Genomic DNA, 17,054 nt, shown 5'->3' on the forward strand with positions numbered 1-17,054 from the left:
TCATCGCCGGCAGGCCGGGCTCCTACAGGTCATCGGGTTTTTCCGCAGAGGGAGGCGTGGGGCTGTCCAGTTGCTCGCCATTGCCGGTGTAGAGCCCGATGATCCCGTCGATTTCCCCGGACATCTTCATTCTCAGCAAGGTCCGCAGGATGCGCTGCACCGGCAGCGCCGGGTCGTTGCGCACAAAACAGCCCACCGGTTGTTCCTGCAGCACCGCGACGGCATGCAGTTGCTGTTGGGGCATCAGCTTCTGGTTGAACCAGTCCAGGCTCCACTGGTTGCTGACTGCATAGTGATAGCGGCCCGCCGAGAGTTTTTGCAGCACCTGTTCCTGGTTGCGGGCGTCGTCGCGGATCAACTGGCCACTGTCGAACAACGGCTGCAGGGTCGGGTAGGTGTAGCTCAATACCGTGCCGACAGGCTGTCTGGGCAGGCTTTGCGGCTTGACCTGGCGCGGGTGTTCGGCATTGCTGATCAGCACGTCGCGCTGCATCAGCAGGGGAATACTCCATATATAGTCGCCCGACAGGTTCGGCAGCCAGGATTGCGCGGCATAGCAGCGCACGTCGATTTCGCCGTGTTCCATGGCGCTCTGCACGCGGGCCCGGGCCAGCACGTGAAACTCGGCCGGTACTCCGACCTGCTGGGCAAGGCTGGTCATCAGGTCATAGAGAATGCCCTGGGTCGGTCGGTCGTTCTCGATCTGGACCAGCGGCATGGCCCAGCTGTCGGCCACGGCGAAGCGCAACGGCGCAGGCGCGGCAAAACAGTTGGCGGTCATCAGTACGAGGGCGCCCCACACTACACGCATTCAACTCTCCGTCTGGAGTACGACGCTTCAGCGCGCGAATTCTCCCACAAAGTGCAGCTTAGTCAGATTAGAGAAGCACGCCGGATGCAATTTCGCCCCTGCTCCGCTAGCATTAGCGGTCTTCCGCTTTCCAGATGCGACGGTTATCGATGAGTTATCAGGTTCTTGCACGTAAATGGCGTCCGCGCTCGTTCCGCGAAATGGTCGGCCAGACCCATGTGCTCAAGGCGCTGATCAATGCTCTGGACAGCCAGCGGCTGCACCACGCCTATCTGTTCACCGGTACCCGAGGTGTGGGCAAGACCACCATTGCGCGGATCATCGCCAAGTGCCTGAACTGCGAAACCGGGATCACCTCGTCACCCTGTGGCACCTGTTCGGTATGCCGCGAGATTGACGAGGGCCGTTTTGTCGACCTGATCGAGATCGACGCCGCGAGCCGCACCAAGGTCGAGGACACCCGCGAACTGCTGGACAACGTGCAGTACGCGCCGAGCCGTGGGCGCTTCAAGGTCTACCTGATCGACGAAGTGCACATGCTTTCCAGCCACTCGTTCAACGCCTTGCTGAAAACCCTGGAAGAGCCGCCGCCCTACGTCAAGTTCATCCTGGCGACCACCGATCCTCAGAAACTTCCTGCAACGATTTTGTCGCGATGCCTGCAGTTCTCCCTGAAGAACATGACCCCGGAGCGGGTGGTCGAGCATTTGACCCACGTGCTCGGGGTCGAGAACGTGCCATTCGAAGACGACGCCCTGTGGTTGCTCGGTCGCGCGGCGGACGGTTCGATGCGCGACGCGATGAGCCTGACCGACCAGGCCATTGCCTTCGGTGAGGGCAAGGTCATGGCCAGCGATGTACGGGCGATGCTCGGCACCCTGGACCACGGCCAGGTCTACGATGTGCTGCACGCGCTGATCGAAGGCGATGCCAAGGCGTTGCTCGAAGCGGTACGGCATCTGGCCGAGCAGGGCCCGGACTGGAACGGCGTGCTCTCGGAAATCCTCAATGTGCTGCACCGCGTGGCGATTGCCCAGGCGCTGCCGGAAGGCGTCGACAACGGTCACGGCGACCGTGATCGCGTGCTGGCCCTGGCCCAGGCATTGCCGGCCGAAGACGTACAGTTTTACTACCAGATGGGCCTGATCGGTCGGCGCGACCTGCCGCTGGCGCCGGACCCGCGTGGCGGCTTCGAGATGGTCCTGCTGCGAATGCTCGCGTTCCGACCGGCCGACAGTGCCACGGCACCGAGGCAGCCGCTAAAGCCAGTGGGGATCAGCCAGGCCACAGTTGATTCCACCCAGAACGTGGCTGGCCCAGCGGCTGCTGCGCCGGTTGTCGCGGCTGTGGCTCCGGCGGTCGAGGCCGCTGTCGTGCCAGTCGCTGCGCCGGCCGTTGCGCCAGTTTCCGCGCCCGTGGTGCAACCAGCCCCGGCGCCGGTTGCCGAAGCCGTGCCTGAGCCTGTGCAAGAGCCGGTGGTCGAGGCGGCTGCCGTGCCCGAACCCGTGGCCGCCGCGGTCGAAGAAGTCGACCTGCCCTGGAACGAACCCGCCGAGCCGGTGGTGCAGGAGCCCGCCGTAGAGCCGGTGCTGGAAACCGCCGCCGAGCAGCCGGAACTGGTGCCGATGCCGCTGCCGACGCCTGACAGCGTGGTGCCGGACGCCCCCGAGTGGGCGGCCGCCACCATTCCCGAGCCGACCCCGGCCCAGGTGGATGCCGCGACTCCGGGCCCGGATCGCGACGACGAGCCGCCGCTGGATGAAGACTATATCGAGCCGGATATGGACTCGTCCTATAGCTACCTCGACGACCTGGCCAGTGAACACACCGCCGAGCCGGCACCGGAGCCCGAGCCGTTGCCTGCCGCGCAGCCGGCCACCGGCCTGGCGCTGGAGTGGTTGCAACTGTTCCCGAAACTGCCGATCTCCGGCATGACCGGCAGCATCGCGGCCAACTGCACGCTGATCGCGGTCGACGGCGATGACTGGCTGCTGCACCTGGACCCGGCCCACAGCGCCCTGTTCAACGCCACGCAGTTGCGTCGCGTGAACGATGCGCTGAACCAGTACCATGGGCGGACGCTGAAGGTGACCATCGAGCTGATCAAGCCCGAGCAGGAAACCCCGGCCCAGGCGGCGTCCCGCCGGCGCCACGAACGCCAGAACGAGGCCGTGGCCTCGATTCATGCCGATCCGTTCATCCAGCAAATGATGCAACAGTTCGGTGCGGTGATCCGTGACGATACAATCGAACCTGTCGAAGCCCTGGTGACCCAGGGTTAATAACTGAGCGGCGCGAGGCCGGAGTCTCGCGCCTATTGTCCAAGCAACTTTTGAGGTGATTCCCATGATGAAGGGTGGCATGGCCGGCCTGATGAAGCAGGCGCAGCAGATGCAGGAAAAAATGGCCAAGATGCAGGAAGAACTGGCCAACGCTGAAATCACCGGCAAGGCCGGCGGCGACATGGTCACCGTGGTCATGACCGGGCGTCACGATATCAAGCGCGTGAGCATCGACCCGAGCCTGCTGGAAGGTGTCAGCGACGATGACCGTGAAGTGCTGGAAGATCTGTTTGCCGCCGCCGTCAACGACGCCGTGCGCAAGATCGAAGCCAACAGCTCGGACAAGATGTCCGGCATGACCGCTGGCATGCAGCTGCCGCCGGGCTTCAAGATGCCGTTCTAGGCCCTGTACGAAAACTGCCTGGGCGACGATCAGGCTGCGTTGAAGCAGGCTTGCCTTGCCTGATCGCCGCTCGGCGAGTTTTCGCACGGAACCTGAGGTATTTTGTACTCAAGCAATGCCAGGCTCGCTGCCTGGCATTGTTGTTTCCGGGGCTGGTCGCCTGTGCATTTGACGCTGGCCGGAGCCACGGGTATAAACCGCCTCTCGCAGTTTTGTCGGACCTTTTCCCATGAGCTTCAGCCCCCTGATTCGCCAACTGATCGACGCCTTTCGGGTTTTGCCCGGCGTCGGCCAGAAAACCGCCCAGCGCATGGCCCTGCAACTGCTCGAGCGCGATCGCAGCGGCGGCGCGCGCCTGGCACAGGCTTTGGGCCAGGCCATGGAAGGTGTCGGGCATTGCCGCCAGTGCCGGACCCTGACCGAAGACGATCTCTGCCCGCAGTGTGCCGATCCGCGGCGTGACGACACCTTGCTGTGTGTGGTCGAAGGACCGATGGATGTCTACGCGGTGGAGCAGACCGGTTATCGCGGACGTTATTTCGTGCTCAAGGGGCACCTGTCGCCGCTCGATGGCCTTGGGCCGGAAGCCATTGGCATTCCGCAGTTACTGGCCCGTATCGAAGAACAGGGCAGCTTCAGCGAGATCATCCTCGCCACCAACCCGACGGTCGAGGGCGAAGCCACGGCGCACTACATTGCCCAGTTGCTCTCCAACAAGGGGCTGATCACCTCGCGTATCGCCCATGGCGTCCCCCTGGGTGGTGAGCTGGAACTGGTGGACGGCGGTACGCTGGCCCACTCGTTTGCAGGGCGCAAGCCGATCGCGCTTTGAGGGAGAGGCGTCTGGCCGGAGGCCATTTTTCCGGTGGCCGCCCCGGACAAGGGGCGACCGGGCAGCATGCTCAGGCAGCCAGCAAGCGCAGTATCTGATCCAGCCGGTGGTTGGCGACCCAGCTCAGCAGCACTCCCAGGACCGCCGTGCCGCCGGCGATATAGGCGAGGCGGGCCTTGATCGATTTCACATCGCCGCGGACTTCGCCGAGATCGCGGTGGATGTACTCCAGGTGGGTTTCCAGTTCGGTGATTCGCGGTTCCATGGTGTCGCCTCCAGACGGTTCGCCGGTCTTGGTGGGGTCGGTGGGTGACTGGGATTGCTGCATCGCCTCGTGATTGCCCGACCATCGGGGAGCCGGATGCAGGCAGGGTGTCACGCAGTGCTGTAGCTCAACTTCCATGTGTTTTCACGTCCTCGGTGGTTCATGTCCCGGGCGCCATTGCCCTGATCACACCATGGAAAATCGCGCTATTTCGCTTTTTGGTCAATTGAGGCGATTCCCGGATGTTCATAGGAAAAGTCGCCGGCGTCTGAAGTGGCCGCTGGGTCAGGCATAGGGGCTGTCCCAGTAGCGTTTGTACATGCCGAGGCTTTTTTTCAGACCCTTGGGCAGATGGCGTTCCTGCTGGCTGAGTTTGTAGGCAAACAGCTTCACCGCATTGCGCCATAGCGAGCCCGGCCACGCCAGGCAACGTCCGGGGCCGAGAAACCTCAGCTCGGACAGCACATACCTCAGGCCTTCTCCTCCCGCCCCGCCGAACTGTTGGCGGATCCAGGGTTCGCGGGCATGGAATACGCCGATGTCGAAGTAGCGACGAAATTCCTCACCGAGGGTGTAGTTGTGCGAGTGCCGGCAGCAGGCACTGCCTTCGTAGGCGACTTTCCAGCCGGCCATGAGCATCTTCGCCGCCACGTACATGTCTTCCGAGAGGATCACATGCTGCGGGAATCCGCCCACCTGCATCAGCGCCCGGCGCCGGTAGGCGCAAAAGGAGTTGGAGGCGAAGGCGGTCTTGATCCCCATCCGGGGCGCATCCTCCAGGCTCTTGACCTGGGACGTCGGCGGGTAGTTGAACAGCCGGGCATGCTCGGCCAGCGGGCTGGCATCCAGGTGCGGCAGCTGCCGGCCGCAGACCGCGCCGATGCTGTCGTCGGCAAACGGCCGGACAATATTGGCCAGCGCCTCGGGGTCCTCGAGGTAGGCATCCTGGGTCATGAACACGTAGATGTCATGACCGGGATTGCGCTCGACCATCATCTGGCGGGTGCCGCCGTGGTTGAAGTCCCTGCTGTCTATGCGCAAGACATTGGGGCAGCGTGCGCTGGCCAGTTCGAAGGTGCCGTCGCTGGAGCTGGAGTCGACGATCAGGGTCGTGAAGACCGCCGTCTGGCGGTCGAGGGAGTCGAGCAGGCGCGCCAGGTCCCGGCAGCCGTTGTAGGTCGGGATCACGCAGGCCACGTTGAGCGTCGACATGGTTCAGCCTCCAGGGGACAGCGGGCGCCAGGGGCGCAGCCAGAATGCCAGGGCGATCAGCAGGACCAGGCTGCACAGGGTGCTCAGACCCAGTTGCAACCAGATACCCGCCAGGGGATGCAGCAACAGGGCGGCCAGGCCCATGACGCCGAGCCCGAGCAACCAGTGGCTGCGCCAGGGCACTTCGGCCAGCAGTTGTTGACGGCGCATCAGCAGCAGGCCGGTCAGGATCACCCCGCAGACCGCCGCCAGGGCAATGCCGATCAAGCCGAAGAAATAGGGCAGCACGGCCAGTAGCAGGGCATTGAGCAGGCTGCCGGTCAGTTCGCAGTTGAGCGGCAGGCGGGTGTCGCCGGCGGCATAGGCGTAGCGGGCGAGCAGGGCGTTCCAGGCGCCGAACATCAGCGGTACGGAGAACCACGCCAGCAGTTCCGGCAGCGGGCTGTCGCCGGCCTGGTTGGGCAGCAGCAGGCTGACCAGCGCGGCGGCGGCACCGATCAGGCCGGCGACGGCCGGCAGGGTCAGCAACGTGGCGCTGGCCAGGCCCTTGCGCAGCAGGGACAGGCGTTCGGCGCCGGCGCTGCCGCTCATCAGGCCGAGCAGCACCTGATTCAGGCTCATCAGGGCGATCAGGGGCAGGTTGATCAGTTTGCGCGCCAGGTTGATCCAGGTGACCGCGCCTTCGCCGAGCAACGAGGCGACCATCCGTTCCAGCAGGGCCAGGCCCTGGCTCGCCAGGTTGCTGCTGAGCAACGGGCCGATCCGTTGCAGCAGCTCGCGGCCGGCCCCGGGCGCATGCCCCGGTTTCCAGGGTTTCCAGCCGCCGCGGTACAGCGAGGGCAAGAGGATGGTCGGCATCAACAGGCTGCCGAGGACACAGGCGGCGGCCAGGCCGGTCGGCGTCGCGGCATGTCGCAGGATCGCCAGGTACAGCACCGGCGGCAGGTTGAACAGCAACGAGCCGAGGCCGGCCAGGACAAACCGCGAACGGGCCTGCAACGGCACGCAGAACAGCCCATGGAGGATAAATCCCGGTGCACACCAGGCCAGCCAGTGCAGGCTGTCGCCCGCGAGTGCGTAACCCTGGCCGTCGAGCCCGGGGCCGATAAGGCGGACCCACAGTGGCGCCCCAATGCTCAGCAGCCCCCCCAGCAGCAGGCCGCAGAGCAGCAGGCGCGGAGCCAGCGCGCCGAGCCAGTCGGCCTGCCCGGTGGCCGAGCGTTGCTGGTAGAGCGGCAGTGCCGCCGCGCTGAGCAGGCCGGCGGCAAGCGCCATGCGCAAGGCTTCCGGCAGGAACAGCGCGACCAGGAAACTGTCGCTGCGCCCGCCGGCGCCCCAGGCCGCGACCAGCAGCCATTCCCGGGCGAACCCGGCGGCCAGGCCGGTGAGGGTCGCGAGGGTCAGCCACAGGGTTGAACCAAACACTGTCGCGACTCAGTGGAACAAAGTGAACAGGCCTTTGCCGCCCACTTTGTAGTTCAGGTTGCGGCAGCGTTCGCCTTTGATCGCCGCATCCGGGCCGCCGACAATCGCGTAGGCCGGCACCGGCTTGGACACCACGCAGTTGCCGCCGACCACCGCGCCCTCGCCGATATCGGCACCGAAGGAGAGCAGCGCACGGCTGGCGACCCAGGCGTAGTCGCGGATATACACCGGCCCGCCAACGGCCCAGAACTCCGGAGCCTGGACATCGTGCCCACCGGCGATGACCAGCACGTGGGAGGCGATGGTCACATGGTCGCCGATGATCAGCCCGCCCCGGGCATCCAGCTGGCAATGCCAGCCGACCGTGCTGTCATTGCCGATCCGCAGGCTGTCGACGCCGAGTACTTCGGTGTTGCGCCAGACCGTCGAGCCCTTGCCGATCTTCGCCCCGCCCAGCCGTAGCCAGAGCAGGCGCAGGGTGTGGCTGGGGATCTTGCAGACCAGGATGTTGTAGGCCAGCTCCCACCAGCGCAGCATGCGGTCGCGCAGGGTCGGCCAGTTGATTCCGTAGAGCGGGATCAGCGCGCCCTTGATCTCGCGCCCGAGCAAGGCATAGAAGCGCCGGGCCAGTGGCGGCTCGATCCGCGTCTCGATATTCAGGTAGCTGATGAAGCACAGCACATTGCCCTTGAGCGGCTGCTCGAAGCACACGTCGTTTTCCAGCATCCACTGATAGGTGGCCTGCAGTTCGTCCAGGTTGACGCCCATTTTCACCGCGTACTCGGGCAGGGCCTGCTGCAGGTTCAGGGAGTGAAACATGCGGTGTTTCATGGTTGGACTCCAGAAAGGCTCGCGGCCTTGAGCTTGAGGCGTCGGGCTTCATGCAGGTTCAGGCCGAGCAGCAGCCAGAACAGCGCGATCAGGACCTGGGTGAAGCTGAAGTAGTGGTCGAAAATGCCGCTGAGCAGGGCGGCCATCAGGCCCGAGGTGGTGCCGAGCCAGAGCGCGTTGTCCGCCGTCAGGCGGATGGTGCGCCGGGAGGGACGGGTTTCCCGCCACCAGCTCCAGATCACCGCGACGAACAGCAGCAGGCCTGGCACGCCGAGCTTGTAGACGAAGTTCAGCCACAGATTGGAAATCCCCCAGAGGCCGGTGCCGGGCACCGGTGGCTCGACCTTGAAACCGATGCCGAAGGGGAACATCGCGACGGCCTCGGGGAAGTGCGAGTACTCGTCGAAACGCACGCTGGTACTGGCGTCGTTGCTCGAGAAGAGGGTCAGCAGGCGGTCTTGCAACGGCGGGTAGAACATCAGCAGCAAGGTGCCGAAGGCGACGCCGGCCATCAGCAGGCGGCCGGTGTAGGGCACGCGCTTGCGGGCCATCCATATCAGCACCACGATCAGGCTCAGCAGGGCGCCGCGCGAGCCGGTCAGCAACAGGGCGATCACGCCCAGGCCGGCGACGGCGAAGCCCAGCGCCCGTGGCCAGCCCTGGCGCGTCAGGCCGAAACAGAAGGCCAGGGGCAGGAGCAGGGCCAGGGCGCCGCCGGTGACGTTGGGGTGCATCCAGGGCGAGCCCATGCGGTTGGACAGGGCGCTGAGACTGTCGCCCAGGACCTCGATCCCGCCGTAGCCGAGGTTGGCGAGGATCGGCGTCATGCTGGTGGCGGTGCCGTTCTTGAGAAACACCGGGATCGACAGCAGCAACAGCAGCAGGGTCCCCAGCAGCAGGCCGGTCACCGCCTGTTCGCGGGCCTTCGTGGTGTCCAGCAGGCGCGGGACGAGGAACAGTACCGAGAGGTTCAGCAACCAGCGGATCCAGTTCACCGGGCCGTTGCCGTCGGCATTCACCGTCAGTTGGCCGATGACAAAGGGGAAGGCGCTGAACAGCATCAGCGCCACCAGCCAGCGCTCGGTGCGCAGCAATGCCGGTTTGGCCGGCAGGTTGTTGAAGATCCCCTGGACCAGCACGCTGCCCCAGACCAGCAGGACCAGCGCTTCGGATACCGTGGTGCGCAGGCCGATCTGTACCGTCGAGTAGGGCAGGAACGTGGCGAGCACGGTGAACAGCAGCAGACCCCACAGCGGGTGGCGGATGATCGTCACCACTCCGGCGATGCCGATCAGGACCACCAGCACCTTGAACGCCGGCAACAGCCAGACCAGCACGCCGAATACCAGGCTGAACAACAGTGCTATGGGCATCGCCAACGGCATTATCTCAGCTCCTCGAGCAGTTGGTTGAAGCGCTCGCGATAGGCACTGGTGGCGTAGCGGGCGGCCCAGACCTTGAGCAGCGCGGGGTCTTCGCCGGGGGCGTCGGCCAGGCTGACCATCAGCGCGGTCAGGGCGGTGCTGTCGGTGGGCGAGAAGCGTGGGCTGTCCGGCGGGGTGATTTCATCCAGGGACGAGCCGCTGGCGACGGCCACCGAGGTGCCGACGCTGAGGGCCTCGATCACCGGCAGGCCGAAACCCTCGGCGTAGGACGGCTGCCACAGGCGTGCGGCCTGGCGGTACACCGCGTGCAGTTGGGCATCGCTGATGCCGTTCAGGTAATGCAGGCCGGGCAGGTGCTGCAGCTCCGCGGGCAGGTGTTCCGGCGCACCGATCAGCACCAGTTCCGGAACCTCGGCCGATTGCTGGCGCGCGGCCTGCCAGGCGGCGACGAACCAGGGCATGTTCTTGCGCGGTTCACGGGTGCCCACCGCCAGCCAGTAGCGCGTCGGTAGCTGCAGGTCGCCGATGTCGGCGGGTTCCTCGGTGAAGCCGCCGACCAGGTTGGGCAGTACCCGGACCTTGTCACGGGCCGTGGGGAACAGCTTGACCAGCTCGTCGGCGGTGTACTGCGATGGTGTCCAGATGCGGTCGGCAACCTTCACCGAGTGACCGATCGACAGCTTGTCGGTGGTGCCGTAGATCCGCTCCTTGAGCCTGGAACCGTGGCTGTTCTGCAGCGTCAGCTGGAACAGGTCATGCAACTGCAGCACATAGCGCATGCCGGCCGGCTTGCGGCCCAGGGGCAGGCCCATGTTGAAGTTGCAGATATAGATTTCCACGCCGGCCTCGCGCAGTGCGCCGGGCAGGAAGCCCCCCTCGAATTTCAGCCGCAGGGGCAGGCGGTGCACGCCTTGCAGCGGTGCGCCCCAGCGTGGGCAATGGACCCGGCGGCGCAGCGGATGATCTTCCGGCGCCACGCCGAACAGTTGCAGTTGCACGTCGGGGTGGGCGCGCAGGGCGTCCTCCAGTGCCAGGTTCTGGCGGCCGATGCCGCTGTGGGTGTAACCCGCCGCTGGGCGGTAATCCAGGCCTATGCGCATACGGGCACTTGCTCCTTGAGGCGTGGGAGTCGGGAGTAGACCGCTTCGAGCTGCGCGGCAGCCACGGACCAGTCATGTTCGGCCTTGACGTAGGCACGACCGGCTTCGGCGATCTGGTGCAGTCGCGAAGGGTGCGCCAGGGCATCGGCGAGAATCCTGGCCAGGGCCTGCGGGTCTTCGCTGCCCAGGTAATGGCGGCCGTTCTCGACTTTCAGGCCCGAGCTGCCCTGGTCGGTGGTGACCACCGGCAGGCCGGCGGCCATGGCTTCCAGCACCTTGAGTTTGGAGCCGCCGCCCTGGCGCAGGGGCGCGAAAAAGACCGAGGCGCGGCTTTGCAGGGTGCGCAGGTCGGGGACAAAGCCTTGCCATTCGATGCGCGGGTCGTCCCAGCGCTGGCGCCAGGCATCCGGCAGGCCGAACCCGGCAATGGCGAAACGCACGCCGGGATTGAGCTTCCAGAGGGCCGGGAGGATTTCTTCCAGCGCCCATTCGACCGCATCCAGGTTCGGGCTGTATTCATAGTTGCCGATAAACAGCAGGCGCTGGGCGTGCAGGTCGGGCTGGACGCCGGCGTAATGGCCGGTGTCGACGCCGTTGACCACCACGGCCACCGGCTTGCCGGTCTGCAGGCGCAGCACATCGGCGTCCTGGCGGGTCACGGCGATCAGTTCGGCGGCCTGGCGGAACACCCGGCTTTCCCAGCGGCGGTAACGCCACTGGTCATACAGTGTGAAGGGTTTCATCCAGCCCGGCAGCCGGTCGTAGCTGGCCGCGCCGAGGGCCGACTCGACATTGTGTTCAGTGAGGATAAAGTCCCGTCGGGCGTCGATCAGCGGTTGCTCGAAGGGCTGGAAGCTGTAGCTGTGCTCGATCTGGATCACGTCCCAGTGTTCGTCGAGCAGCGCCCGGAACTGCTGTTGCAGGCGTGGCGCCGAGCCGTTGATGGCGGCCAGCATCGGGTAGGGCGCGCAGAGGACGGTGAACAACGTCTGCAGGCTGCGCAGCGAGCGCCGCGGTACCACGATCAGGCGTTCGAGACAGGGTTCCAGGGCGTTGCGCGTGGCAGCGTCGAGTTCGCTCTTCGACTGCACCAGCAAGGTGATCCGGTGCCCGCGCGCGGCGAGGCTGCGCAGCAGGTGGAATTGCCGGGTCTTGCCACCGCTGGTGGTGGGCCAGGGCAGGTAGGGCAGAGTCCAGAGAATTTTCATGGCGACCACACCAACAGTTGCAGGCTGGTTTTCAGCGGCACGGTGACGGCCTGGGCATCGCTCAGGTCGGTACGGGTGCCGGCGAGGGGATCGAACAGCGCCGCGCGGGTCACGCCGGGCAGTTGCAGGCGGGTGCCGCTGGCGCTCCAGAACATCCAGACACGGGCGCCGTCGCCACGGGTCCAGGTGACGCTGAACAGATCGTCGGGCGCATTGCTCAGGCTGGGGGTGTCGGCGGGTTGCAGCGCCGGACCGGTGACGTCGAAGAAGTTCTTCAGGGCGGTGTAGACCGGCTTCGGCTCGCCATCGAGGTCCAGCAGGCCGTAGTACTGGTCACGCGGACTGGCCCGGGAGTCGAGGTCGCTGAGGTTGAAGAGGAAGATCCGCTGGTAGTCCATGGCGCTCATCAGGGCCAGTCGGCGCAGGGTGTAGTCCTGCTGGCCGCCGATGCCGATCAGCGCCTGCATTTCCCGTGGTCCGGCATAGCTCGACCAGCCCCATTCGGTGGCCCAGACCTGGGACACGCCGGCGCTATGCAGGGTGCTGTTGAGGCCATTGCCCTGACTGAGAAAATCCTGCGTGCCGGCGTTGTCGCCCTCGGGCAGCTCGGAGTAGGGATGGTAGGCGGCAATGATGTTCTGGCTGGCCAGGCCCTGGCTCAGCAGGCTGTCGAGCATCAGCCCCGGGGTGCTGTGCATCTGGCTGTAGTAGGCCATGCCGGCGGTGGCGACCGGTTTGCCCGGCACGGCGGCGCGGATCGCCTTGGCGGTGGTGGTCAGCAGCCGGTAGTAGGCCGTCGGGTCTTCCTTGGGCAGCCAGATGATGTTCGGTTCGTTCCAGACCTGCCAGGTGTTCACCTGGGGATAGCGCCGGGCCAGGGTCGCCATGCGGCTGGCGAACAGATTGAAATCGCTGGGTGGGTACTGGTCGGCACTGGGCGTACTGGCCGGGGCGCTGCTGGCAAAGGCTGGCGAGCCGACCAGATAGGCGACGGTGTTGTACCGGTGGCTCTGCATCGCCGTCATCGCGGCGTCCAGGGTGGCGAGATCATAGACCCCCGCCTGCGGTTCGATCATCGGCCAGTGGATGGTCAGGCGTACCCAGTTCAGGCCCAGGGCGTCGAGCCGGTCCATCTGCTTCTGGTAAATGGCCGGGTCGAAGTACTGGAACTGCACGTTGACTCCGAGGAAGTCTTTCCACTCGACTGCCCGTGGCGCCTTGAGCAATACCTGGGCCTGGGCGCCGGTGCTCCAGGGCAGCGTGCAGGCCACGCCGCCCAGCAGTCCCAGCAGCGGCAACCAGAGCAAGGTTCTACGCAACATCTTCTTGTCCTCGGCAGGCTTCCTGGAAGACCTGCAGGAAGCGTTTCGCGGTCTGGCTCCAGACCCGCTGGTTGCCGATCATGCTGGCGTGCTCGGCCCAGCGGATCGCCAGCTCGGGGGTGGCACACAGATGGCTGATCTCGGCGGCCAGGGCGCTGACATTGCCCTGGGGAAAGATCACCCCGTTGCCCTGGGCCACCTCTTCGGCAAAGGAGCGGGCGTCGGAAGTGATCGCGCCACGGCCGCAGGCGGCGGCCCAGGACAGCGCGCCGCTGGTACCGCGCAGGTTGCCCAGCAGCTTGAGCTTGCTCGACTCGCGGTACGGCAGGACCATCACGTGGTGGGCCTGGATCACCCGGGGAATCTCGGCGGCCGGCAGGTCGAGCTGCCAGTCGATGCTGTCTTGCAGGTTGAGTCGCCGGATATGCTGGCGCAACTGATCGAGGTAGCTGCCGGCCGGGCCGAAGGCCATTTCCGGTTCGCTGCCACCGGCCAGGGTCAGGCGCAGCCTGGCGCGCAATCCGGGTTGCTGGGCAAAGGTCATCGCCAGGGCGTCGAGCAGGTCCTCGATGCCCTTGCCGCGATAGATAAAGCCGAAGTACAGCAGCTTCAACGGATCCAGGGATGGCAGCGGGGCCGGGGCGATGGCGAGGTTGCCATGGGGGATCACCGCCATCTGTTCGCTGTGCAGGCCCATGCGCTGGCGCAGGCAGTGGCCGCCGGACTGGGTCAGGGTGATCAGTCGGGTCAGGCTGCGCGCCAATTGCCGTTCTTCGTGCAGGCACAGCGGGTCGGCCAGCACCGTCGCTACCTGGGGCAGCGGTGACGGCAGCCTGCTCGCCAGCGACAGCGGCCAGGGCAGGCGCTCGCGGCGCCAGACCAGGCGTTCCGGATCATGGATGGTGGCGGTCAGCGGCAACCGGGCAAAGCGCGCGCGCAAGGCTTTCAGGGCGTGGAACTCGGCCAGGCGGCCGCCACCGATTTCCCCATGGACCAGGTCGATCCCGTGCCAATCGCCGTCGGCCACTCCCTGGATCGCTCGCTGCGGATCGTTGCCCAGCCCCGCCAGCGGCGTGCTGACACGCACGCCCTGGCTTTCCAGCGCGGCCTTCAGGTGCCCGGCGTAGTCGGCGATGCCGTTCTGTTCCGGGGGCAGGGGGGCGAGCAGGGCGATATGCATCAGGCATGGCTCCGGATACGGGCCAGGGCGTTGAGGACACGCTCCGGGATCTCGAAGCGGCGGCGATTGAGGATGATGCCGTCGACCCGCTTGAACGCGGTGTTGAGGGTCGAAAGGGCGTTCTCCAGGATCGGCACCGTGGTGGTTTCCGCCTCGACGATCAGCGCAATCAGATTGGCCTGGCGCAGGATCACGAAGGCTTCCTGGTTGGAGAAGAAACCGCCGGCATCGAGCAGGAGGATTTCTCCCGGTTGCGCGGGGCCCGGCCCGGCGATACGGACGTTATGGCCGCGCTCGCGCAGCAACTGGGTGAGATGCTCGATGACGAAGCTGACCCCTTCGCCATGGCGGGCCGACGTCAGGCCGATGGCCAGGCCGTGTTCGGCGACCTGTTCCAGCGGTAGCACCCCGTACAGCCGGTACATGCTCGCGGTGAAGGCCGTGCGCCGTTGCGCCTGGCCGTCGCTGATGTCCTGCAGGCTGGTCCAGACCTTGACCCCGAAGCGTTCCTCGATCTTGTCGCCGTCGTGGATGCGCTGGTCCAGCAGGTAGAAGAAGTACAGGGCCAGCAGGCCGACCGCCAGGCTCAGGGGAATCGCCAGCAGCAACATGCTCAGGCTTTTCGGGAAGACCCGGCTTTCGTTGAGGGTGGCCTGCTCGATCACCGCGATGTTGCTGATCTGGCTCTTGTCCAGTTCACGGTCGATCCGCGCTTTCTCGGTGCTGTCGCTGTACAGCGCGAAGCTTTTCTCGGCGGCGTCGAGTTCCCGTTGCAGGCGCGACATTTCCGGCTCGATGGCCAGGGCCTGGCGACGATCCTTTTCCAGCTGTTCGAGCTGGGTTTTCTGTTGCGCGGCCTGGGTCGTCAGGCGGCTGAGGCTGGCCTGCTGATCGGCGAAGCTGTTCTGCAGGCGGGTGTAGACCGGGTTCGGCGCGAGGTTGTCGGTGCGTTGGACCACCGCGTTCTGCGACTTGAGCAGGTCCTGCAGGTTGGCAATGGCGGTGTCCATGGCCCGCACCGGTGGCGCGCCTTCCTTGAAGGTGCGGAGCATTTCCTGGCGCTCGATCTGCTTGGCGTTGATCCGCTGTTGCAGGTCCTGGCGGTCCGGGTTGATGCTCATCTGCCGGCCGATGCTGATTTCTTTCTTCATGCTGTTGAGCTGCGCCTGGATCCGCTCCAGGCCGCTCTGGGTCGAGGCGACGGCACGGGTGGTGTTCAGGTGCTCGCCGCGCAGGTTGTTGAGGTTGCGTGAGATATCGTTCAGGCGTTCGGCGATGCTCACCGCACCCAACTGGTTGAGGTGGGTCTCGATCTGTTTCTTGTAGTCGAGGATCCGTGCCTGGGTCGCCTTGCTCTCGCCTTCATAGAAGGTGTAGAGGCTCTTGCGCCCGAGGCTGCGGGTGCGTTCCAGCTCGTACTGTTCGACCCAGCTCTTGACGATGGTCTGGGCGACCTGCGGATCGTTCCACTTGAAGCTGATCTCCATCACTGAAGAACCGGCGGCGTGGGTCACGCTGAAATTCCTCGACAACTGATCGGCCAGGCGTTCGACCGGGGTCTGTTTTTCCACCAGGCCGAGCAGTTGCAGGAAGCCGCGGCCGGCTTCGATCACACCCTGCACCGCGCTTTTTACCAGGGTCTTGAGGGTGCCGATAAAACCTTCCTGTGGCGGCACCTTGGACAACTGGTCGAGGTATTGCTCGGCGACCAGGCGGGCAATCGGTCGTCCGGTGAGCATGCGCTCTTCGTCGAGGATCGGATCACGCTGGGCACTGGGGATGATGGTGGCCTGGCGGTCGGAGATCTCGATCGGCAGGGTGCTGGTGTCACGCCCGGGCTTGACCAGCAACAACGCCGTGGACTCGTATCGGTTCGGCAGCAGGAAGGCCCCCAGCAGGATGATGATGAGGGTCACCAGCACGGTGATTTTCACTTCGCGCTTGAAGATGAAGAACAGGCGCAACAAATCGCGGAAGGAACGGATATTGATCATGTCTGTTGTCCTTAACGATCAGTTGTTGTTATCGCGCAAGTTGTAGTTCACCCCGATACCGATCGATTTCTGGAACGGAATCAGCTGGTTCAGGTACAGGTCGACCCATTCGATGCCATTGCCCACATGGGACTTGGGCACGAACACCACGTCGCCGCGTTGCAGCAGCACCGGCGGCCGGTTGCTGACGCCGGCGAGCATGGTGTCGCGGTAGTCGAAGAAGTAGGTCTTGTAGCGGCCGTCGTCTTCCTGGCGCAGCAGCGCGACGTTGCGGCTGTCGCCCACCGGCAGCAGGCCGCCGGCGCCGATCAGCGCCTGTTCGAGGGTGGTGACGGTGGTCACCGGCAGGCTGGCGGGGTTGCGCACCGAACCGCCGACGAACACGGTGTTGCTCGGTGCGGTGGAGATGTTCACGGTCAGGGCCGAGTCCTGGTAGATGTTCTTGAGCTTGTCTTCGAGGACCAGCGTCAGTTGCTGCGGGGTCAGGCCCGCCGCCTTGACGTTGCCGATGTAGGGGTAGGCGAAACTGCCGTCGTTCATCACGGTGAACAGGGTCAGTTCATAGATCGAGTTGGCGGTGAACGCGGAGATCGACGGCGCCTCGCCGGTGTTGCGCACGATACGCAGGGTATCGCCGGCGCGGATCCGCTGCGCCGGCAACGGCTTGCCGGCCAGGGCGTCACCGGCGCGGTGACCTTCACGCAATATGTTGTCTTCCGGCAGGGCCACCTTGGCCGGGATGCTGCAAGCGCTGAGTAAGAAAACACTGAGGATCAGCAGGATGTTTTTCATCGGTCAGTCTTC

General features: G+C 65.3%; 15 protein-coding genes. 3 read left to right on the forward strand and 12 right to left on the reverse strand.

The genetic code is table 11. The features are described from left to right. Positions 1-22: 22 nt before the first annotated feature. The gene (locus tag HX881_RS21655) at positions 23-811 is read right to left on the reverse strand and encodes a substrate-binding periplasmic protein (protein WP_177086543.1); all 789 of its coding nucleotides are present in this window, start codon (positions 809-811) and stop codon (positions 23-25) included. A gap of 149 nt (positions 812-960) precedes the next feature. Here HX881_RS21655 and dnaX point away from each other — a divergent pair, with 149 nt between their 5' ends. The 3 genes from dnaX to recR all read left to right on the forward strand — a co-directional run bounded on the left by dnaX (position 961) and on the right by recR (position 4,328). Then, the gene (gene dnaX / locus HX881_RS21660) at positions 961-3,093 is read left to right on the forward strand and encodes a DNA polymerase III subunit gamma/tau (protein WP_177086545.1); all 2,133 of its coding nucleotides are present in this window, start codon (positions 961-963) and stop codon (positions 3,091-3,093) included. Positions 3,094-3,157: 64 nt separating this feature from the next. Beyond that, positions 3,158-3,496: a YbaB/EbfC family nucleoid-associated protein gene (locus HX881_RS21665; protein WP_017134152.1), complete on the forward strand. Its 339-nt coding sequence runs from the start codon at positions 3,158-3,160 to the stop codon at positions 3,494-3,496. A gap of 229 nt (positions 3,497-3,725) precedes the next feature. Continuing rightward, positions 3,726-4,328, forward strand: a complete 603-nt coding sequence (gene recR, locus HX881_RS21670; protein WP_017129621.1) for a recombination mediator RecR — start codon at positions 3,726-3,728, stop codon at positions 4,326-4,328. 70 nt (positions 4,329-4,398) lie between these two features. On the opposite strand, the gene HX881_RS21675 is transcribed toward recR, so the two are convergent. The 11 genes from HX881_RS21675 to HX881_RS21725 all read right to left on the reverse strand — a co-directional run bounded on the left by HX881_RS21675 (position 4,399) and on the right by HX881_RS21725 (position 17,042). Continuing rightward, positions 4,399-4,731: a hypothetical protein gene (locus tag HX881_RS21675; RefSeq protein ID WP_425503528.1), complete on the reverse strand. Its 333-nt coding sequence runs from the start codon at positions 4,729-4,731 to the stop codon at positions 4,399-4,401. Positions 4,732-4,878: 147 nt separating this feature from the next. Next, positions 4,879-5,805 (reverse strand): glycosyltransferase family 2 protein, encoded by a 927-nt coding sequence (locus HX881_RS21680; RefSeq protein ID WP_177086547.1) that lies wholly within the window; start codon positions 5,803-5,805, stop codon positions 4,879-4,881. 3 nt (positions 5,806-5,808) lie between these two features. Continuing rightward, positions 5,809-7,230, reverse strand: coding sequence for a lipid II flippase MurJ (locus HX881_RS21685; RefSeq protein ID WP_177086549.1), 1,422 nt, complete (start codon positions 7,228-7,230; stop codon positions 5,809-5,811). Between the two features lie 9 nt (positions 7,231-7,239). Continuing rightward, positions 7,240-8,061: an acyltransferase gene (locus tag HX881_RS21690; RefSeq protein ID WP_017129617.1), complete on the reverse strand. Its 822-nt coding sequence runs from the start codon at positions 8,059-8,061 to the stop codon at positions 7,240-7,242. Further along, entirely contained in the window at positions 8,058-9,446 is a 1,389-nt protein-coding gene (locus HX881_RS21695; protein ID WP_177086551.1) for an O-antigen ligase family protein, read from the reverse strand. Before HX881_RS21695 ends, HX881_RS21690 begins: the two co-directional genes overlap by 4 nt. Continuing rightward, positions 9,446-10,546 carry a glycosyltransferase family 4 protein gene (locus HX881_RS21700; protein ID WP_177086553.1) on the reverse strand — a complete coding sequence of 367 codons (1,101 nt, stop codon included), beginning with the start codon at positions 10,544-10,546 and terminating at the stop codon, positions 9,446-9,448. The genes HX881_RS21695 and HX881_RS21700 overlap by 1 nt, the downstream gene beginning before the upstream one ends. Continuing rightward, positions 10,537-11,754, reverse strand: coding sequence for a glycosyltransferase family 4 protein (locus tag HX881_RS21705; protein WP_177086555.1), 1,218 nt, complete (start codon positions 11,752-11,754; stop codon positions 10,537-10,539). The genes HX881_RS21700 and HX881_RS21705 overlap by 10 nt, the downstream gene beginning before the upstream one ends. Continuing rightward, complete coding sequence (locus HX881_RS21710; protein ID WP_177086557.1) at positions 11,751-13,076, reverse strand: cellulase family glycosylhydrolase; 1,326 nt, start codon at positions 13,074-13,076, stop codon at positions 11,751-11,753. Before HX881_RS21710 ends, HX881_RS21705 begins: the two co-directional genes overlap by 4 nt. Then, the gene (locus HX881_RS21715) at positions 13,066-14,256 is read right to left on the reverse strand and encodes a glycosyltransferase (protein ID WP_017129612.1); all 1,191 of its coding nucleotides are present in this window, start codon (positions 14,254-14,256) and stop codon (positions 13,066-13,068) included. The genes HX881_RS21710 and HX881_RS21715 overlap by 11 nt, the downstream gene beginning before the upstream one ends. Beyond that, the gene (locus HX881_RS21720; RefSeq protein WP_177086559.1) at positions 14,256-16,250 is read right to left on the reverse strand and encodes a GumC family protein; all 1,995 of its coding nucleotides are present in this window, start codon (positions 16,248-16,250) and stop codon (positions 14,256-14,258) included. The genes HX881_RS21715 and HX881_RS21720 overlap by 1 nt, the downstream gene beginning before the upstream one ends. Positions 16,251-16,268: 18 nt before the next feature. Next, complete coding sequence (locus tag HX881_RS21725) at positions 16,269-17,042, reverse strand: polysaccharide biosynthesis/export family protein (RefSeq protein ID WP_177086561.1); 774 nt, start codon at positions 17,040-17,042, stop codon at positions 16,269-16,271. Positions 17,043-17,054: the final 12 nt, after the last annotated feature.

The organism is Pseudomonas gingeri (assembly GCF_013386115.1).
In the GTDB taxonomy this organism is placed as follows: Bacteria; Pseudomonadota; Gammaproteobacteria; order Pseudomonadales; family Pseudomonadaceae; genus Aquipseudomonas; species Aquipseudomonas gingeri.

Excerpts from the sequence above, each read along its gene's own strand:
- HX881_RS21655 (WP_177086543.1), bottom strand. The coding sequence starts at position 811 with ATGCGTGTAGTGTGGGGCGCCCTCGTACTGATGACCGCCAACTGTTTT.
- dnaX (WP_177086545.1), top strand. The coding sequence starts at position 961 with ATGAGTTATCAGGTTCTTGCACGTAAATGGCGTCCGCGCTCGTTCCGC.
- HX881_RS21665 (WP_017134152.1), top strand. The coding sequence starts at position 3,158 with ATGATGAAGGGTGGCATGGCCGGCCTGATGAAGCAGGCGCAGCAGATG.
- recR (WP_017129621.1), top strand. The coding sequence starts at position 3,726 with ATGAGCTTCAGCCCCCTGATTCGCCAACTGATCGACGCCTTTCGGGTT.
- HX881_RS21675 (WP_425503528.1), bottom strand. The coding sequence starts at position 4,731 with ATGGAAGTTGAGCTACAGCACTGCGTGACACCCTGCCTGCATCCGGCT.
- HX881_RS21680 (WP_177086547.1), bottom strand. The coding sequence starts at position 5,805 with ATGTCGACGCTCAACGTGGCCTGCGTGATCCCGACCTACAACGGCTGC.
- HX881_RS21690 (WP_017129617.1), bottom strand. The coding sequence starts at position 8,061 with ATGAAACACCGCATGTTTCACTCCCTGAACCTGCAGCAGGCCCTGCCC.
- HX881_RS21695 (WP_177086551.1), bottom strand. The coding sequence starts at position 9,446 with ATGCCGTTGGCGATGCCCATAGCACTGTTGTTCAGCCTGGTATTCGGC.
- HX881_RS21700 (WP_177086553.1), bottom strand. The coding sequence starts at position 10,546 with ATGCGCATAGGCCTGGATTACCGCCCAGCGGCGGGTTACACCCACAGC.
- HX881_RS21705 (WP_177086555.1), bottom strand. The coding sequence starts at position 11,754 with ATGAAAATTCTCTGGACTCTGCCCTACCTGCCCTGGCCCACCACCAGC.
- HX881_RS21710 (WP_177086557.1), bottom strand. The coding sequence starts at position 13,076 with ATGTTGCGTAGAACCTTGCTCTGGTTGCCGCTGCTGGGACTGCTGGGC.
- HX881_RS21715 (WP_017129612.1), bottom strand. The coding sequence starts at position 14,256 with ATGCATATCGCCCTGCTCGCCCCCCTGCCCCCGGAACAGAACGGCATC.
- HX881_RS21720 (WP_177086559.1), bottom strand. The coding sequence starts at position 16,250 with ATGATCAATATCCGTTCCTTCCGCGATTTGTTGCGCCTGTTCTTCATC.
- HX881_RS21725 (WP_177086561.1), bottom strand. The coding sequence starts at position 17,042 with ATGAAAAACATCCTGCTGATCCTCAGTGTTTTCTTACTCAGCGCTTGC.